Origin of the sequence: Pseudoduganella rivuli, assembly GCF_009674485.1 — a bacterium.
GTDB classification, from domain to species: domain Bacteria; phylum Pseudomonadota; class Gammaproteobacteria; order Burkholderiales; family Burkholderiaceae_D; genus Rugamonas; species Rugamonas rivuli_B.
In genome coordinates this window covers 113,545-128,611 of the sequence record NZ_WKJJ01000004.1, presented here as the reverse complement: position 1 = coordinate 128,611, position 15,067 = coordinate 113,545, and the positions used below count along the sequence as shown (strand labels likewise).

The following is a 15,067-nucleotide window of genomic DNA, read 5'->3' as shown; positions in this document are numbered from 1 at the left end:
TCGTATTTAGAGCAGCCGCACGACGTCGTTAAATACCGCCAGCGCCATTAGTGTGACCAATAATCCCACGCCTATGCGCTGCGCTATATCGCCTACGCGTTCCGGCAATGGGCGTCCGGTCAAAACTTCCAGCGAATAATACAGTAAAAGTCCCCCGTCCAGAACGGGAATCGGCAGCAAATTCATAACACCCAGGCTGATACTGATGAACGCGATAAAGCCAATATAGCTGGCCATGCCGATGCGGGCGGTCTGTCCCGCATAATCGGCAATGGTGATCGGGCCCGTCACGTTTTTCCACGAAACTTCGCCCACCAGCATCTTGCCGATCATTTTCACCGTCATGACGCTGGTTTCCCACACCTTCACCGCGCCCTTGACCACCGCCTCGATCGGGCCGGCCTGGACTTCGATCATATCCGTCGGCGCGGCGACATAAGCGCCGATCTTACCGACTGTTACAGATCCTTTGCTTTCCACATCGGGCGTCACAGGCACGTCGATGACGCGCCCGTCGCGCTCCACGGAGAACAGCAGCAGCTTGCCGCCCGAGGCGCGCACCGCCGTGGTGAACGCCACCCAGTCCGTCACCGGCTGGCCATCGATGGCCACCACCAGGTCGCCGCTGCGCAATCCCGCCTTGGCGGCGGCGCTACCAGGCATGATGTCGCCCAGCCGCGCAGGAGGACGCGCCAGCGCGACGCCCAGCTTGGCCGCCACGTCCGATTCCATGTCCAGGCCCGTCAACGCATCGGCGTGCAGCGTCACCGTATGGCGGCCGCTGCCAGGGCTCTCGACTTCCATGGTGGCGCCGCGCTTGTCGATCACGGCCTGGATCAGGTGCCAGCGCACTTCCGACCAGACGCGGACTTTTTCGCCATTGATGGCGGTAATCAGGTCGCCGCCGCGCAGGCCCGCGACGCCGGCCGGTGAAGTCACGGCCGGCGGCGCCACCTTGGCGGCGGGTTCGGCCACGCCCACCATGTACAGGCCCGCAAACAGGGCAATGGCCAGCAGGAAGTTGGCGATCGGGCCCGCCGCCACGATGGCGATGCGTTTCCATACGCTCTGGCGCGTGAATTCGCGGGCCAGGTCCTTTTCAGACAGCCCTTTCAGGTCGCAGTCGCGGCCATCGAGCATTTTCACGTAGCCGCCCAGCGGCAGGGCCGACACGGCCCATTCGGTCTGGTCCGCCCCTACCCTGCGCGACCACACCACCTTGCCCATGCCGACGGAAAAGCGCAGCACCTTCACGCCGCACCAGCGCGCCACCAGGTAATGGCCCAGTTCATGGAAGATGATCAGGGTGCCCAGGGCAACGGCGAAGGCGACGATGGTTTGCAGCAGGTTCATGATATCGAACGGCCGCGGTGCCGCGGCCGCCCCGAAAGTTAAGGTTTCGTCAGGCCGGCAATGACGCGCTCCGCCGCGGCACGGGCCGCCGCATCCTGCGCCATCACTTGCGCGATGCTGTCGGCCGCGCCATGCGGCAAGGTGTCCATCACGTGCGCAATCACGCGGTCGATCTGGCGGAAGCCAATGCGCAAGTCAAGGAAGGCCGCCACCGCCGCTTCGTTGGCGGCATTGAGCAGCGCCGGCGCGGTGCCGCCCGCGCGCAGCGCATCGAACGCCAGCGCCAGGCACGGGAAACGGTTGAAATCGGGACGCTCGAATTGCAACGTGCCGATTTGCGCGATATCGAGTTGCGCCACGCCGGACGCGATGCGCTCCGGGTATGCCAGCGCGTGCGCGATCGGTGTGCGCATGTCCGGGTTGCCCAGTTCGGCCAGCACCGAGCCGTCGTTGTACGACACCATCGAGTGGATCACCGATTGCGGGTGGATCACCACTTCGATCTGCTCCGCGGGCGTGCCGAACAGCCAGTGCGCCTCGATGACTTCCAGGCCCTTGTTCATCATGGTGGCGGAATCCACCGAGATCTTGCGGCCCATCACCCATTTCGGATGCTTGCACGCCTCGTCCGGCGTTACCTGCTCCAGCGATGCGACATCGCGCTTGAGGAACGGGCCGCCGGATGCGGTCAGCAGGATCTTGGTGACGCCGGCCGCCGCCGGCACACGTCCGTAACCGTGCGGCAGGCACTGGAAGATCGCATTGTGTTCTGAATCGATCGGCAGCAAGGTCGCGCCATGGTCGCGCACGGCGTCCATGAACAGCTGGCCCGACATGACCAGCGCTTCCTTGTTCGCCAGCAGCACCTTTTTACCCGCGCGGGCGGCGGCCAGGGTTGGCGCCAGCCCGGCCGCCCCGACAATGGCGGCCATCACGGTATCGGTTTCCGCCGCGCCGGCAATCGCGCACAGCGCAGCTTCGCCATATTCGACTTCCGTGCGCAAGCCCTGGGCGCGCAGCAATTCCTGCAATCTGGCCGCCGCTTCCGCCGTGCCGACCACGGCGCGCGCCGGCTTGAATTGCGCGCACTGCGCGGCCAGTTCTTCCACGCGGCTGTGCGCGGACAGCGCGTAAACAGAATAGCGGTCCGGATGGCGCGCCAGCACGTCCAGGGTGGAAACGCCTATCGAGCCGGTGGCGCCAAGTATGGTAATGCGTTGCATGGGGTATTCCTTCAAGACATCCACGCGGTGATCAGCGCCGCCATTGGCAGCACCGGCACCAGCGCATCGATGCGGTCCAGCACGCCGCCGTGGCCAGGCAGCAGGTTGCTGCTGTCCTTCATGCCGGCGCGGCGCTTCAACATCGATTCAAACAGGTCGCCGATAATGCTGGCGGCCGTGATCAGCACCAGCATTAATACCGTGACGAACCAGCCTTTATGGGCTTGCAGCTGTACGGCGAACGTATCCTGCAGCCACGGGGCGCCGGCGCTGAAGACGATCGACAGCACCGACAGCACCAGCACGGCAATGCCGCCGCCAATGGCGCCTTCCCACGATTTACCGGGCGAAATCGATGGCGCCAGCTTGCGCTTGCCAAAGGCCTTGCCGGAGAAATACGCGCCAATGTCAGCCACCCAGACGATCGCCATGGCCGACAGCAGATACATGGCGGAATGGCGGAACAGCACGACGATGGCGGCAAAGCACGAAATCAGCGAGATGCAGTACAGGAAGCCCAGCATGTGGCTGCCCTTGCTGTCGATCGGCGGCAAGCCCAGTTTCAGTGCCGGCGCAAAGCGCATCACCCAGAACATGACGCCCAGCGCCATCCAGAAGTTGGCGGAGGCGTTCAATTCGCGGCCGAAAAAGGTATAGCCGAATGCCGCCGTCAGCGCGATGGCGTTGAGCCACGGACGGGGGGAGTTGAACAGGCGCGAGGCTTCCCATACGGCGGCGCCGAGGAAGGCCAGCACGACGGCGATAAACGCCGGCGCATAATTGAAAAACAGTACGGGCAGCAATACCGCCAGCAAGATGACAGCGGTGATGATCCGGGTTTTCAGCATTTAGTTGGTCTTTTCCGCCAATTGATCGCCGGTGCGGCCGAAGCGGCGTTCACGGTGTTGGTACGACGCGATCGCCTTGTCGAACTGTTCGTCAGAGAAATCGGGCCAGAAAGTATCGGTGAAGTACAGCTCCGTATAGGCGAGCTGCCACAGCAGGAAATTGGAAATGCGCTCTTCGCCGCCGGTGCGGATGAACAGGTCCGGCTCGGGGGCATAGGCCATGGCCAGGTGCGGCGCCAGCTGTTCTTCGGAAAAGTCGGTCGCGCCCGGATGGGCCGCCACCATTTTGCCGATGGCTTGCATGATGTCCCAGCGGCCGCCATAGTTGGCGCACACGGTCACCGTCAGGCCCGTGTTGTTGGCGGTCTTGCGTTCGGCCTGGGCAATCATCTGGCGCAGCTTGTCATTGAAGCGCGTCAGGTCGCCCACGACTTTCAGGCGGATGTTATTGGCGTGCATTTTCGCGACTTCGCGCTCCAGCGCGGTCACGAACAGGCGCATCAGCAGCGAGACTTCTTCTTCGGGACGGCGCCAGTTTTCCGAACTGAAGGCAAACAGCGTGACGTATTCCACGCCGCGCGTAACGCAAGCCTCCACCACGGTACGCACCGTTTCCACGCCTTTGACGTGGCCGGCGACGCGCGGCAGGAAACGCTTGGTGGCCCAACGCCCGTTGCCATCCATGATGATGGCAACGTGGCGGGGCACCTTGTTCGCTTCCGGCACCGCAGTCGTCGAACTCGTATATTTCATGAACTCAAATACAGCCAAAAAGGGTGACACTCAATGAAAACGGCGGCCACGTTGGGCGGGATTTACCAGCCCGCGTTTTGCGCCGCCGTCCAGCATGCATGGCGGTTTTGCAGAAACCGCCCTACGGAACCCGACGGGTCAAACCGTCATGATTTCCTTCTCTTTTTCCACCAGCAGCTTGTCGATGTCGACGATGGCCTTGTCGGTCAGCTTCTGGATGTCGTCGCCGCCGCGGCGTTCGTCGTCTTCCGAGATGGCCTTGTCTTTCACCAGCTTTTTCAGCGATTCGTTGCTGTCGCGGCGGATGTTGCGCACGGCGATTTTCGCATCTTCGCCTTCGCTCTTGACCAGCTTGACCATTTCCTTGCGGCGCTCTTCCGTCAGGGCCGGGGTCGGCACGCGGATCATGTCGCCCTGGGTCGACGGATTCAGGCCCAGGTCGGAGTCGCGGATGGCTTTCTCGATGGTGGCGCCCATTTTCTTTTCAAACGGGGCCACGCCGATGGTGCGCGCGTCGATCAGCGTCAGGTTGGCCACCTGGTTGATCGGGGTCGGGTTGCCGTAATACTCGACCATGACGTGGTCCAGCAGGCCGGTGTGGGCGCGGCCGGTACGGACCTTGGCCAGGTCGGCCTTCAGGGTCTCGATGGACTTGGCCATACGGTCCTGGGCGTTCTTCTTAACGTCAGCTACGGACATTGCTTGCTCCTGTGATCTAGCAATTGTAATAAATTAAACGTGAACCAGTGTACCCTCATCCTCGCCCATGATCACGCGCATCAGCGCGCCGGGTTTGGTGATGGAAAACACTTTAATTGGCAGTTTCTGGTCGCGGCACAGCGCAAAGGCGGTCGCATCCATCACTTGCAGGTGTTTGGCGATGGCTTCATCGAAGCTGATCGTGGAGAACAGCGTCGCGTTTGGATCTTTTTTCGGGTCGGCGGTGTAAATACCGTCCACCTTGGTGGCTTTCAGCACGATTTCCGCGCTGACTTCGGAACCGCGCAGGGCTGCGGCGGTATCGGTGGTGAAGAAGGGGTTGCCGGTGCCTGCGGCGAAAATCACGACCTTGCCCTCTTCCAGGTATTGCAGCGCTTTCGGGCGCACATACGGCTCAACCACCTGTTCAATGGAAATCGCGGACATCACGCGGGCGGTCACGCCCACGTGGCGCATGGCGTCGGCCAGCGCCAGCGCATTCATCACGGTGGCCAGCATACCCATGTAGTCCGCGGTGGCGCGGTCCATACCCTGGGCGCCAGGGGCCACGCCACGGAAAATATTGCCGCCGCCGATCACCACTGCCAGTTCCACGCCCATTTTCGCGACCTCGGCCACGTCGGCGACCATGCGTTCGATCGTGCCGCGGTTGATGCCGTAAGGATCATCACCCATCAGGGCTTCGCCGGACAATTTGAGGAGGACGCGCTTGTAGGCTGGTTTTGACATGAGCTGGGCTCCTAAGTTGGTTTTTATTCGGGTGAGACTATACTGCAACATCCGCCGCCATTCGCGCACATGTCGCGGGCGACGGCGGATGGGTCCTGCTTAAAAAAACGGGCCTTGCGGCCCGCTTTCTTTTCAACGCATCAGCCCTTGTTAGCGGCCATTTGCGCTGCCACTTCAGCAGCGAAGTCGTCGACTTTCTTTTCAATGCCTTCACCAACCACGTACATCGTGAACGATTTCACGGATGCGTTGGCGGCTTTCAGCATTTGCTCAACGGATTGCTTGTCGTTTTTCACGAAAGCCTGGTTCAGCAGCGACACTTCTTTCAGGTACTTCTGTACCGAACCTTCCAGACGCTTGGCGACGATTTCCGGCGACTGGGCTGGCTTGCCTTCGGCAGCAGCTTTGGCCGCATCTTCGTCGGCTTTAGCCTGGGCAACCGAACGCTCTTTTTCGATCAGTTCAGCTGGAACCTGGTCGGCCGACAGCGAAACTGGTTTCATTGCAGCAATGTGCATTGCCACGTCTTTACCCACTTGTTCGTCAGCGGCGTCGAATTCAACGACCACGCCGATCTTCGTGCCGTGCAGGTACGAAGCCAGCTTGGCGGTGGTTTCGAAACGCTGGAAGCGGCGGATCGACATGTTTTCGCCGATTTTACCGACCAGTGCCGAACGCACTTCGTCCAGGGTCTGGCCGGATTCGGTTGGCAGGGCCAACAGGGCAGCCACGTCGGCCGGGTTCTTTTCCGCTGCCAGTTTGGCGGCGGTTTGAGCCAGGGCCAGGAATTCGTCGTTTTTCGCAACGAAGTCGGTTTCCGAGTTCACTTCCACCAGGGCGCCAACGCCGCCGGCGATGTAAGCCGATACCACGCCTTCGGCGGTGATACGTGCCGATGCCTTGGCAGCTTTGCCGCCCAGTTTTACACGCAGAATTTCTTCTGCTTTGTTCATGTCGCCTTCAGCTTCGGTCAGAGCTTTTTTGCATTCCATCATTGGTGCGTCGGTTTTCGCACGCAGTTCGCCTACCATCGCTGCAGTAATCGCTGCCATGTATTTCTCCTGTCATTCTGTGAGGGGGTATGGGGCCACGGATTTGTCCAGGCCACGCCATACGCTGTCGTTAAAAAAAAGGGGGAGCTGAAGCCACCCCTTTTAAACTGCTGATTTTACTTAGCCAATATGTCAGTCTGACGACTAGATGTATTGGAAACTAAGCAATTAAGCCTGTTCGCTGACTTCGACGAACTCGTCGCCCGAAGCGGACTTGATCGTTTCCAGGACTTCGGCGGTCGAGTTTGCACGGCCTTCGAGGATTGCATCGGCAACACCACGAGCGTACAGCGTGATCGCTTTCGAGGAGTCATCGTTGCCTGGAATGACGTAGGTAACGCCTTCTGGGGAGTGGTTGGTGTCGACCACGCCGATCACTGGGATGCCCAGTTTAGCGGCTTCGGTGATCGCGCCTTTGTGGTAGCCAACGTCGACCACGAAGATCGCGTCAGGTACGCCGCCCATGTCCTTGATGCCGCCGATGGATTTCTGCAGCTTGGCCATTTCGCGGGTGAACATCAGCGCTTCTTTTTTCGACAGCTTCTCAACGGAACCGTCTTCGATGGCAGCTTCCATGTCTTTCAGGCGCTTGATCGAGGTCTTGATCGTTTTGAAGTTGGTCAGCATGCCGCCCAGCCAGCGCTGGTCAACGTAAGGAACGCCAGCACGTTGCGCTTCAGCAGCGATGATGTCGCGGGCTTGACGCTTGGTGCCCACCATCAGGATGGTGCCACGGTTGGACGACAGTTGGCGAACGTGCTTCATCGCCTCCTGGTACATGCCCATGGTTTTTTCCAGGTTGATGATGTGGATCTTGTTGCGGTGACCGAAGATGAACGGAGCCATCTTTGGGTTCCAGAAACGGGTCTGGTGACCGAAGTGGACACCGGCTTCCAGCATTTCACGCATAGTTACGGACATTTTATACTCCAGGGTTATGTCTGGAATCCGCTCAGCCACCCTTGCATCAGCCATGAGATTGACCGATTGGGCACCCTTTTTGAACGGATTCGCGTTTAAAGAAAAATGATTTTTACAACATTGCTTAAAACCGAATTCAAGCAACCCGAGATTATACGTCAGAGTGACGTTCACGGCAACATCCACGCTCAGTCCATTCTCCACCGACGCCAAGTCCGCTCTACTATGGGCCGTCGGCTATAATCTCATTCATAAACATTCCCTTTTAACTAAGCAAAACATGCCCATCACCATCCATTCCCAGGCCGACATCGACGGCATGCGCCTGGCCGGCCGCCTCGGCTCCGAAGTCCTGGATTACATCACGCCTTTCGTCAAGGCTGGCGTTACCACCGGCGAACTGGACCGCCTGTGCCACGAATACATGACCAATGTGCAAGGCACGATCCCTGCTCCGCTGAATTATTGCCCGCCCGGCTACACGCCCTATCCGAAAGCCATCTGCACGTCGGTCAACGACGTGATTTGCCACGGCATTCCCGGCGACAAGGTGCTGAAGAATGGCGACGTGGTCAATCTCGACATCACGGTGATCAAGGATGGTTATCACGGTGACAATAGCCGCATGTTCTTTATCGGCGAACCGTCGATCCTGGCGAAACGCCTGTCGGACATCACCTATGAATGCATGTGGCTGGGCATCGCCCAGGTACGTCCGGGCGCGCACCTGGGCGATATCGGCCACGCGATCCAGCAGCACGCGGAAAAAGCCGGCTACAGCGTGGTGCGCGAATTCTGCGGCCACGGCATCGGCAAGGTGTTCCACGAAGAGCCGCAAGTGCTGCATTACGGCCGCCCCGGCACGCTGGATGAGCTGAAGCCGGGCATGATCTTCACCATCGAGCCGATGATCAATGCGGGCCGCCGCGAAATCCGCGAAATGAGCGATGGCTGGACCATCAAAACCAAGGACCGCAGCCTGTCGGCCCAATGGGAACACACGGTACTGGTGACGGACACCGGTTATGAAGTGCTGACCCTGTCGGCCGGTTCGCCGCAGCCGCCCGCCTTCATCACGCAATCCGCCCGCGCCGCTTAATCTTTTCCCTTTAGACCGATGCCGCACGCCGCCATGAAGAAGGAGTTGCGCGAGCAACTCAAGGGCCAGCTGAAAACTGGCCGCCAGATGGTTATCGAAGGATTCCGCCAGGATGGCATGCCTGAAAAGCTGCTGCGCCGCCTGCGCCAGGTGGTCGACGAAGTCCTCGTCACCGCGTGGAACGAGGCGGCGCTGCCGCCCGAATCCGCGCTGGTGGCGGTGGGCGGTTTCGGCCGGGGCGAACTGTTCCCCTACTCCGACGTCGATTTGCTGATCCTGCTGCACCAGGCGCCGGACGAAGCCACCCGTGGCCGCCTGGAAGAGCTGGTGCAACTGCTGTGGGACCTGGGACTGGAAATCGGCTCGTCGATCCGCACGGTCGACGAGTGCATGGAAGAGTCGCGGGCCGATATTACCGTCCAGACCAGCCTGCTGGAATCGCGCCTCATCTGCGGCAACCAGGCGCTGTTCGACGAGATGCGCGAACGCTATGACGCGGCCATGGATCCGCAAGCGTTCTTCCACGCGAAAATGCTGGAAATGAAGCAGCGCCATGCGAAATACGAAGACACGCCGTTTTCGCTGGAACCGAATTGCAAGGAAAGCCCGGGCGGTTTGCGCGACCTGCACGTGATCCTGTGGATGGTGAAGGCGGCGGGCCTGGCCAGTTCGTGGCGCACCCTGTCGACCCACGGCTTGATCACGCCGACCGAAGCCAAGCAATTGATGGAAAAGGAGCGCGCGTTCAAGGATATCCGCGTGCGCCTGCACTTGCACGCGGGACGGCGCGAAGACCGCCTCGTGTTCGACGTGCAGACCGCGATTGCCGAATCCATCGGCCTGCATGCGACCGGCAGCGGCAATCACATCCGCCGCGCCAGCGAGCACTTGATGCAGCGCTATTACTGGGCCGCGAAAACCGTCACGCAACTGAACACCATCCTGCTGCAAAACATCGAAGCGCAACTGTTCCCGCAGGAAGGTGCGCCCATCCCGATCAATGAGCGCTTCAATGAAGTCAACGGCTTCATCGACATCGTGGCCGACGATACGTTTGAAAAAACGCCGTCGGCCATGCTGGAAGTCTTCCTGCGCATGACGGAGCACCCGGAAATCAAGGGCATGACGGCGCGCACGCAGCGCGCGCTGTGGCACGAGCGCTTCAAGATCGATTCCGCGTTCCGGCGCGACCCGGTCAACCGCGCCTACTTCCTGCGCATCCTGCAGGCGCCGGTCGGCATGCTGCATGCGTTGCGCCGCATGAATGAAATGTCGATCCTGGGCCGCTACTTGCCGAACTTCCGCAAGATCGTCGGCCAGATGCAGCACGACCTGTTCCACGTCTACACGGTCGACCAGCACATCCTGATGGTGGTGCGTAACATGCGCCGCTTCACGATGACGGAACACGCGCACGAATACCCGTTCTGCAGCCAGTTGATGGCGAACTTCCCGAACCACTGGCTGCTGTACGTGGCGGCGCTGTTCCACGACATCGCCAAGGGCCGTGGCGGCGACCATTCGAAGCTGGGCGTGGCGGACGTGGTGCAATTCTGCCAGGACCACGGCATTTCGCAGGAAGACACGGAACTGGTGGCCTTCCTGGTCGAGCAGCACCTGACCATGTCGCATGTCGCGCAAAAGCAGGACATGTCCGATCCCGACGTGATCGAAGCGTTCGCGAAGACCGTGCGCGACGAACGCCACCTGACGGCCCTGTACCTGTTGACGGTGGCCGACATCCGCGGCACCAGCCCGAAAGTGTGGAATGCGTGGAAAGCCAAGCTGCTGGAAGATTTATACAAAGTCACGCTGCGCGTGCTGGGCGGCGAACCCCATTCGGCCGACCGCGAACTGAAGAACCGCCAGCAGGAGGCGCTGGCCACGTTGCGCCTGTACGGCCTGCATCCGCAAGCGCACGAGGCGCTGTGGAAGCAGCTCGACATGGCTTACTTCCTGCGCCACGATTCATCCGATATCGCGTGGCAGACGCGCGCGCTGTACGAGAAATTCAACAGCGACACGCCGGTGGTCAAGTGCCGGCTGGCGCCCATCGGCGAAGGCTTGCAGATCGCCGTCTACGTCAAAGACCAGCCGGACTTGTTTGCCCGCATCTGCTCGTACTTCGACCGCAAGAATTTCTCCATTCTGGACGCCAAGATCCACACGACCCGGCACGGCTACGCGCTCGACACTTTCCTCGTGACGGAGCAAAGCTTTGCCAACAGTTACCGCGACATCATCAGCCTGATCGAACATGAACTGTGCGAACTGCTGACCAACCAGTCGCCGCTGCCGGCGCCCGTGAAAGGCCGCCTGTCGCGCCAGTCGCGCACGTTCCCGATCCAGCCGACCGTGGATTTGCGGCCCGACGAAAAAGGCCAGTATTACCTGCTGTCGATTGCCGCCAACGACCGTACCGGCCTGCTGTACGCGATTGCCAATGTATTGACGAAATACCGCATCAACCTGCACACGGCGAAAGTCATGACCCTGGGCGAGCGGGTCGAAGACGTGTTCCTCGTCGACGGCAACGCCTTGTCCAACCAGCGCACGCAATTGCAGCTGGAAACCGATTTATTAGAAGCATTGAAGATTTAAAGATGTCAGAAGAACTATTACGCCTATCCAAACGCATGTCCGAACTGGGCCTGTGCTCGCGCCGCGAAGCCGATGAATGGATCGCCAAGGGCTGGGTCCGCGTGGACGGCAAAGTCGTCAGCGAACTGGGCACCAAGGTCTATCCGAGCCAGCGCGTCACCGTGGAACGGCAAGCCGCCGCCGAGCAGTCGAAGCGCGTCACCATCCTCATCAACAAACCCGTCGGTTTCGTCAGTGGCCAGGCCGAGGATGGCTACAAGCCCGCTGTCACGCTGATCAAGCCGGAAAACCGCTGGGATGAAGACCGTTCCACCGAACGCTTCCATCCGACCCAACTGCGCAGCCTGGTTCCGGCCGGCCGCCTCGACATCGATTCAGTGGGATTGCTGGTGCTGACGCAGGATGGCCGCGTGGCGAAACAATTGATCGGCGAGCACACGGACATCGACAAGGAATATCTGGTGCGCGTACAGTACACGAAAGGCGATAAATTACCGGAAGCGGATTTGCGCAAGCTCAACCATGGTTTGTGGATGGATGGCAAACCACTGCGCCCGGCCAAGGTTTACTGGCAAAATGACGATCAATTAAGCTTTACGTTGCGCGAAGGGAAAAAGCGGCAAATCCGCCGCATGTGCGAAATGGTGGGTTTGAAAGTGATCGGATTGAAACGGGTTCGTATCGGCAAAGTCCGCTTAGGCAACTTACCGGAAGGCCAGTGGCGCTATCTGCTGCCCGAAGAAACCTTTTAACCACACTTTGTCCAGGGCATCGGCTGTAACTTTCTGTTTAGCAAGCCAAGCGCTGGACTAAACTGTAAACTAAGGTGAAAATCCGTTCCTTATCAAAGAGATACCAGCGACAGCGAGAAACAGGCTTGTGAACGATCCCATTCCTAATGAAATGCGCAAAGGGCCGCCACGGCTGCAGGATTCCGTGGAGCCCATCGCCGCAGGCGCCAAGCCGCACGAAATGACGGACCCGGACGATATCGGCGACTCGTTGACGATCCTCGCGGAAAACGGCGACGCCATTACGATTTATCCGGCCGCCAGTACCGAGGTGCTGCTGGGCCGCATCCTGTCGGTCGACCCGGAATTGCCGCACTTCGTGCTGGAACTGAACGAAGGCATGCAAATCCCGCCAGGGGAAGCCACGTTCGTCACGTGGCTGCGCAGCGCGAAACTGCAATTCAAACTGTCGCAGGAAGCGTGGACCGCGCAGCCGGAACAGCCGCATTTGATCCCGCTGATTTTCCCGGATAAATGCCTGGTGTTGAACCGCCGCTCGTCGGCCCGCCTGGAAACGCCGCTCGGCGTGTATTTCACGGCATCGTTCGTCATGAACGGCAAGCCGCACGAATTGCAGTTGTATGACTTTTCACTGGGCGGCGTCGGCATGCGCTGCGCACCGCGCGACGCGCAGGGCTTGCACGTGGGCCGCAAGCTGCAGCGCGTGCGGATCGAACTGGGCGAAGACACCGTCATCATCGCCGACCTGGAAATCAGGCTGTCCCGGACTTACCGTTCCTTCCTGCTGGGCGAACAGGTGCAGATCGGCTGCCAGTTCCTCAACCTGTCGCCGATGATGCAGGAAGAACTGGCGCGGCAGATCGACAAGCTCAATTCGCGCATGAAGCGCTGAAAGGCGCCGGCTCACGCGGCCGGCAGCCATACTTCGACTTTCAGCCCGCCCTGCTCCCCGTCCGTCAATTCAATCCGTCCGCCGTGCCGCCGCGCGGCGCCCAGCGCAATCGCCAGTCCCAGGCCACTGCCTCCCTGCTCCTGTTTCGGCGCCCGGAAAAAACGGTCGAATACGCGCGACCGCAATTCCGGCGCGATGCCCGGCCCCTGGTCTTCCACCGACAGCACGGCCCAGCCTTCCACGTGCCACAGGCCGACGCGCACCACGCCGCCGCGCGGGCTGTATTTGATGGCATTGTCGACCAGGTTATCGGCCAGCGATACCAGGCTTTCGCGCCAGCCGACGATGGCCACGCCGGCCACGCTCTGCAATTCCAGTTCCACGCCGCGCGCACCGGCCAGTCCGGACATCACCGCCATGCGGTCTTGCAGCAATTCGTCCAGCGACAGCAGCGCCCCCGCATCGCCCAGGCTGGCCGCCGCATCGCTGCGCATCAGCACCAGCAATTGCGACACCAGACGCGCCGCCCGGTTACCGCTCGATAAAATTCCTTCCAGCAGTTCGCGCTGGCGCCAGTCCGCCGTCTGCCCGTGCAGCGCTTCGACGTTGATGCGCATGGCGGCCAGCGGCGTACGCAATTCGTGCGCCGCGTCGGCGATAAAGCTGCGCTCGCGGGCGCTGGCTTCCGACACCCTCGCCATCAGCGCATCGACACTGTCAACCATCGCGGCCAGTTCCTGGTGCTGGCCCCGGTACGACAGCGGCGCCAGGTCCTGCGGTCCCCGCGACGCCACTTCCTGCGCCACCCGCCGCCAGGGCCGCAATGCGAGGCGGATCGACAGCCATGCCGGCAACAGCAAAAATGGCAGCGAAATCACCATCGGCGCCAGGTAATAGCCGTGCGACGCCAGTGTAATGAGGACGTGCCAGCCGCCGCGCGGCACGAAGATGGCGACACGGGCGCCGCTGGTGCCGGTGACGACGCGCACGCGCCACTTCTGGCGGCCATCGTCAAAAGTGCGCCTGGCGTCGCTGACGGCCGATGCGACAAAGCTTTCCGCATCGGCGCCGCGCGGCAAATGCGGTGAACGGTATACCACGGCGCTGCGCTGCAACACCAGCAGTCCCGGCGCCAGTTCCGCCACGCCTTCCGCATCGGCATAGCGCTGGTGGATGGCGGCATCGAGCGCGGCCAGGCTGTGGTACTGGCGCGCAGGCGCATCGGCCAGGTCATCGGCCACCGCCGCCACCGCGTGATATACGCTGGTTTCCTTCAATACCGGGGAATCGGTACCGTTTTCCGTGGCCGCGTAAATGAATACGACGGTCCATAGCAGCGCCAGCAAGCCCATTTGCGCCACCAGCAGGCGCCGCACCAGGCTGGGCTCCGTGACGGCCCGCCATGCCATCGACAACCAGGAAGCGCCCTGCCGGCGTGTGCCGGCCGCCGCCTGCATCAGGCGCTCCCCTGCTGGTCGATGACATAACCGACGCCGCGCACGGTGCGCACGTAACCTTCTCCAATCTTGCGGCGCAAATTCGCCATGTGCACGTCCAGCGTATTGCTGCCCGATTGCGAACCGGGCAGCGCCTGCTCTTCCAGGCTGCGCCGCGTCACCACGCGGTCCGCGCGCATCATCAGCATTTTCAGCAGTTCATACTCACTGGCGGTCAGTTCGACCGGATTGCCGTGCACCGTCACGCGCCGCGTGGGGGCATGCAGCGACAAGCCCCGGATCGCCAGCGCTTCGCCGTCGAAGCCGAAACTGCGGCGCGCCAGCGCGCGCACGCGCGACAACAGCTCCGCCAGTTCGAACGGTTTCACAAGGTAATCGTCGGCGCCGCTATCGAGGCCGCGCAAGCGGTCGCTCAGCGCATCGCGCGCCGACAGGATCAATACCGGCATGGCCTGCCGCGCGCGGCGGATATGGGACAGCAAGGTCAGGCCGTCGCCATCGGGCAGCCCCAGGTCCAGCAACACGAGGTCGCAACCGGCCGTCTCCAGCTGGCGGCGCGCATCGTCGAGCGTGCGCACCCAGACCGCCTCCATGCCCTGGTTGGCCAGCGCAATGCGCACACCGTTGCCGAGGTCCAGGTCGTCTTCAATCAGCAATATCTTCATCG

14 protein-coding genes are annotated in these 15,067 nt (G+C 61.3%); 4 read left to right on the top strand and 10 right to left on the bottom strand.

Translation table 11 applies throughout. The annotated features are described in order from the left end of the window. Positions 1 to 6 precede the first annotated feature (6 nt). The 8 genes from rseP to rpsB form a co-directional block, all read right to left on the bottom strand. Entirely contained in the window at positions 7 to 1,353 is a 1,347-nt protein-coding gene (gene rseP, locus GJ700_RS07555; RefSeq protein WP_154372233.1) for an RIP metalloprotease RseP, read from the bottom strand. Between the two features lie 38 nt (positions 1,354 to 1,391). Beyond that, positions 1,392 to 2,576 carry a 1-deoxy-D-xylulose-5-phosphate reductoisomerase gene (gene ispC / locus GJ700_RS07550; RefSeq protein WP_154372230.1) on the bottom strand — a complete coding sequence of 395 codons (1,185 nt, stop codon included), beginning with the start codon at positions 2,574 to 2,576 and terminating at the stop codon, positions 1,392 to 1,394. 11 nt (positions 2,577 to 2,587) lie between these two features. After that, positions 2,588 to 3,424, bottom strand: a complete 837-nt coding sequence (locus GJ700_RS07545) for a phosphatidate cytidylyltransferase (RefSeq protein ID WP_154372228.1) — start codon at positions 3,422 to 3,424, stop codon at positions 2,588 to 2,590. Next, complete coding sequence (gene uppS, locus GJ700_RS07540) at positions 3,425 to 4,177, bottom strand: polyprenyl diphosphate synthase (protein ID WP_154372226.1); 753 nt, start codon at positions 4,175 to 4,177, stop codon at positions 3,425 to 3,427. A 138-nt stretch (positions 4,178 to 4,315) separates the two neighbouring features. Further along, a complete protein-coding gene (gene frr / locus GJ700_RS07535; RefSeq protein WP_154372224.1) occupies positions 4,316 to 4,876 on the bottom strand; it encodes a ribosome recycling factor in 561 nt (186 codons plus the stop codon). Between the two features lie 33 nt (positions 4,877 to 4,909). Continuing rightward, complete coding sequence (gene pyrH / locus GJ700_RS07530; protein WP_154372222.1) at positions 4,910 to 5,626, bottom strand: UMP kinase; 717 nt, start codon at positions 5,624 to 5,626, stop codon at positions 4,910 to 4,912. Between the two features lie 140 nt (positions 5,627 to 5,766). Then, positions 5,767 to 6,678 (bottom strand): translation elongation factor Ts, encoded by a 912-nt coding sequence (gene tsf, locus GJ700_RS07525; protein WP_154372220.1) that lies wholly within the window; start codon positions 6,676 to 6,678, stop codon positions 5,767 to 5,769. Between the two features lie 168 nt (positions 6,679 to 6,846). Beyond that, positions 6,847 to 7,599 (bottom strand): 30S ribosomal protein S2, encoded by a 753-nt coding sequence (gene rpsB / locus GJ700_RS07520; protein WP_154372757.1) that lies wholly within the window; start codon positions 7,597 to 7,599, stop codon positions 6,847 to 6,849. 280 nt (positions 7,600 to 7,879) lie between these two features. Here rpsB and map point away from each other — a divergent pair, with 280 nt between their 5' ends. The 4 genes from map (at position 7,880) to GJ700_RS07500 (ending at position 12,943) form a co-directional block, all read left to right on the top strand. Continuing rightward, positions 7,880 to 8,698 carry a type I methionyl aminopeptidase gene (map, locus tag GJ700_RS07515; RefSeq protein ID WP_154372217.1) on the top strand — a complete coding sequence of 273 codons (819 nt, stop codon included), beginning with the start codon at positions 7,880 to 7,882 and terminating at the stop codon, positions 8,696 to 8,698. A 33-nt stretch (positions 8,699 to 8,731) separates the two neighbouring features. Next, positions 8,732 to 11,299, top strand: coding sequence for a [protein-PII] uridylyltransferase (locus GJ700_RS07510; RefSeq protein WP_154372215.1), 2,568 nt, complete (start codon positions 8,732 to 8,734; stop codon positions 11,297 to 11,299). Between the two features lie 2 nt (positions 11,300 to 11,301). Beyond that, on the top strand, positions 11,302 to 12,051 hold the full coding sequence (locus tag GJ700_RS07505; RefSeq protein ID WP_195763811.1) for a pseudouridine synthase: 750 nt from the start codon (positions 11,302 to 11,304) through the stop codon (positions 12,049 to 12,051). Between the two features lie 127 nt (positions 12,052 to 12,178). Beyond that, positions 12,179 to 12,943, top strand: coding sequence for a flagellar brake protein (locus GJ700_RS07500; RefSeq protein ID WP_371867868.1), 765 nt, complete (start codon positions 12,179 to 12,181; stop codon positions 12,941 to 12,943). A gap of 11 nt (positions 12,944 to 12,954) precedes the next feature. Here the strand turns inward: GJ700_RS07500 and GJ700_RS07495 are convergent, their stop codons facing one another. Further along, entirely contained in the window at positions 12,955 to 14,400 is a 1,446-nt protein-coding gene (locus tag GJ700_RS07495) for a sensor histidine kinase (protein WP_229506864.1), read from the bottom strand. Further along, positions 14,400 to 15,065, bottom strand: a complete 666-nt coding sequence (locus tag GJ700_RS07490; RefSeq protein ID WP_154372211.1) for a response regulator — start codon at positions 15,063 to 15,065, stop codon at positions 14,400 to 14,402. Before GJ700_RS07490 ends, GJ700_RS07495 begins: the two co-directional genes overlap by 1 nt. Between the last annotated feature and the right edge of the window lie 2 nt (positions 15,066 to 15,067).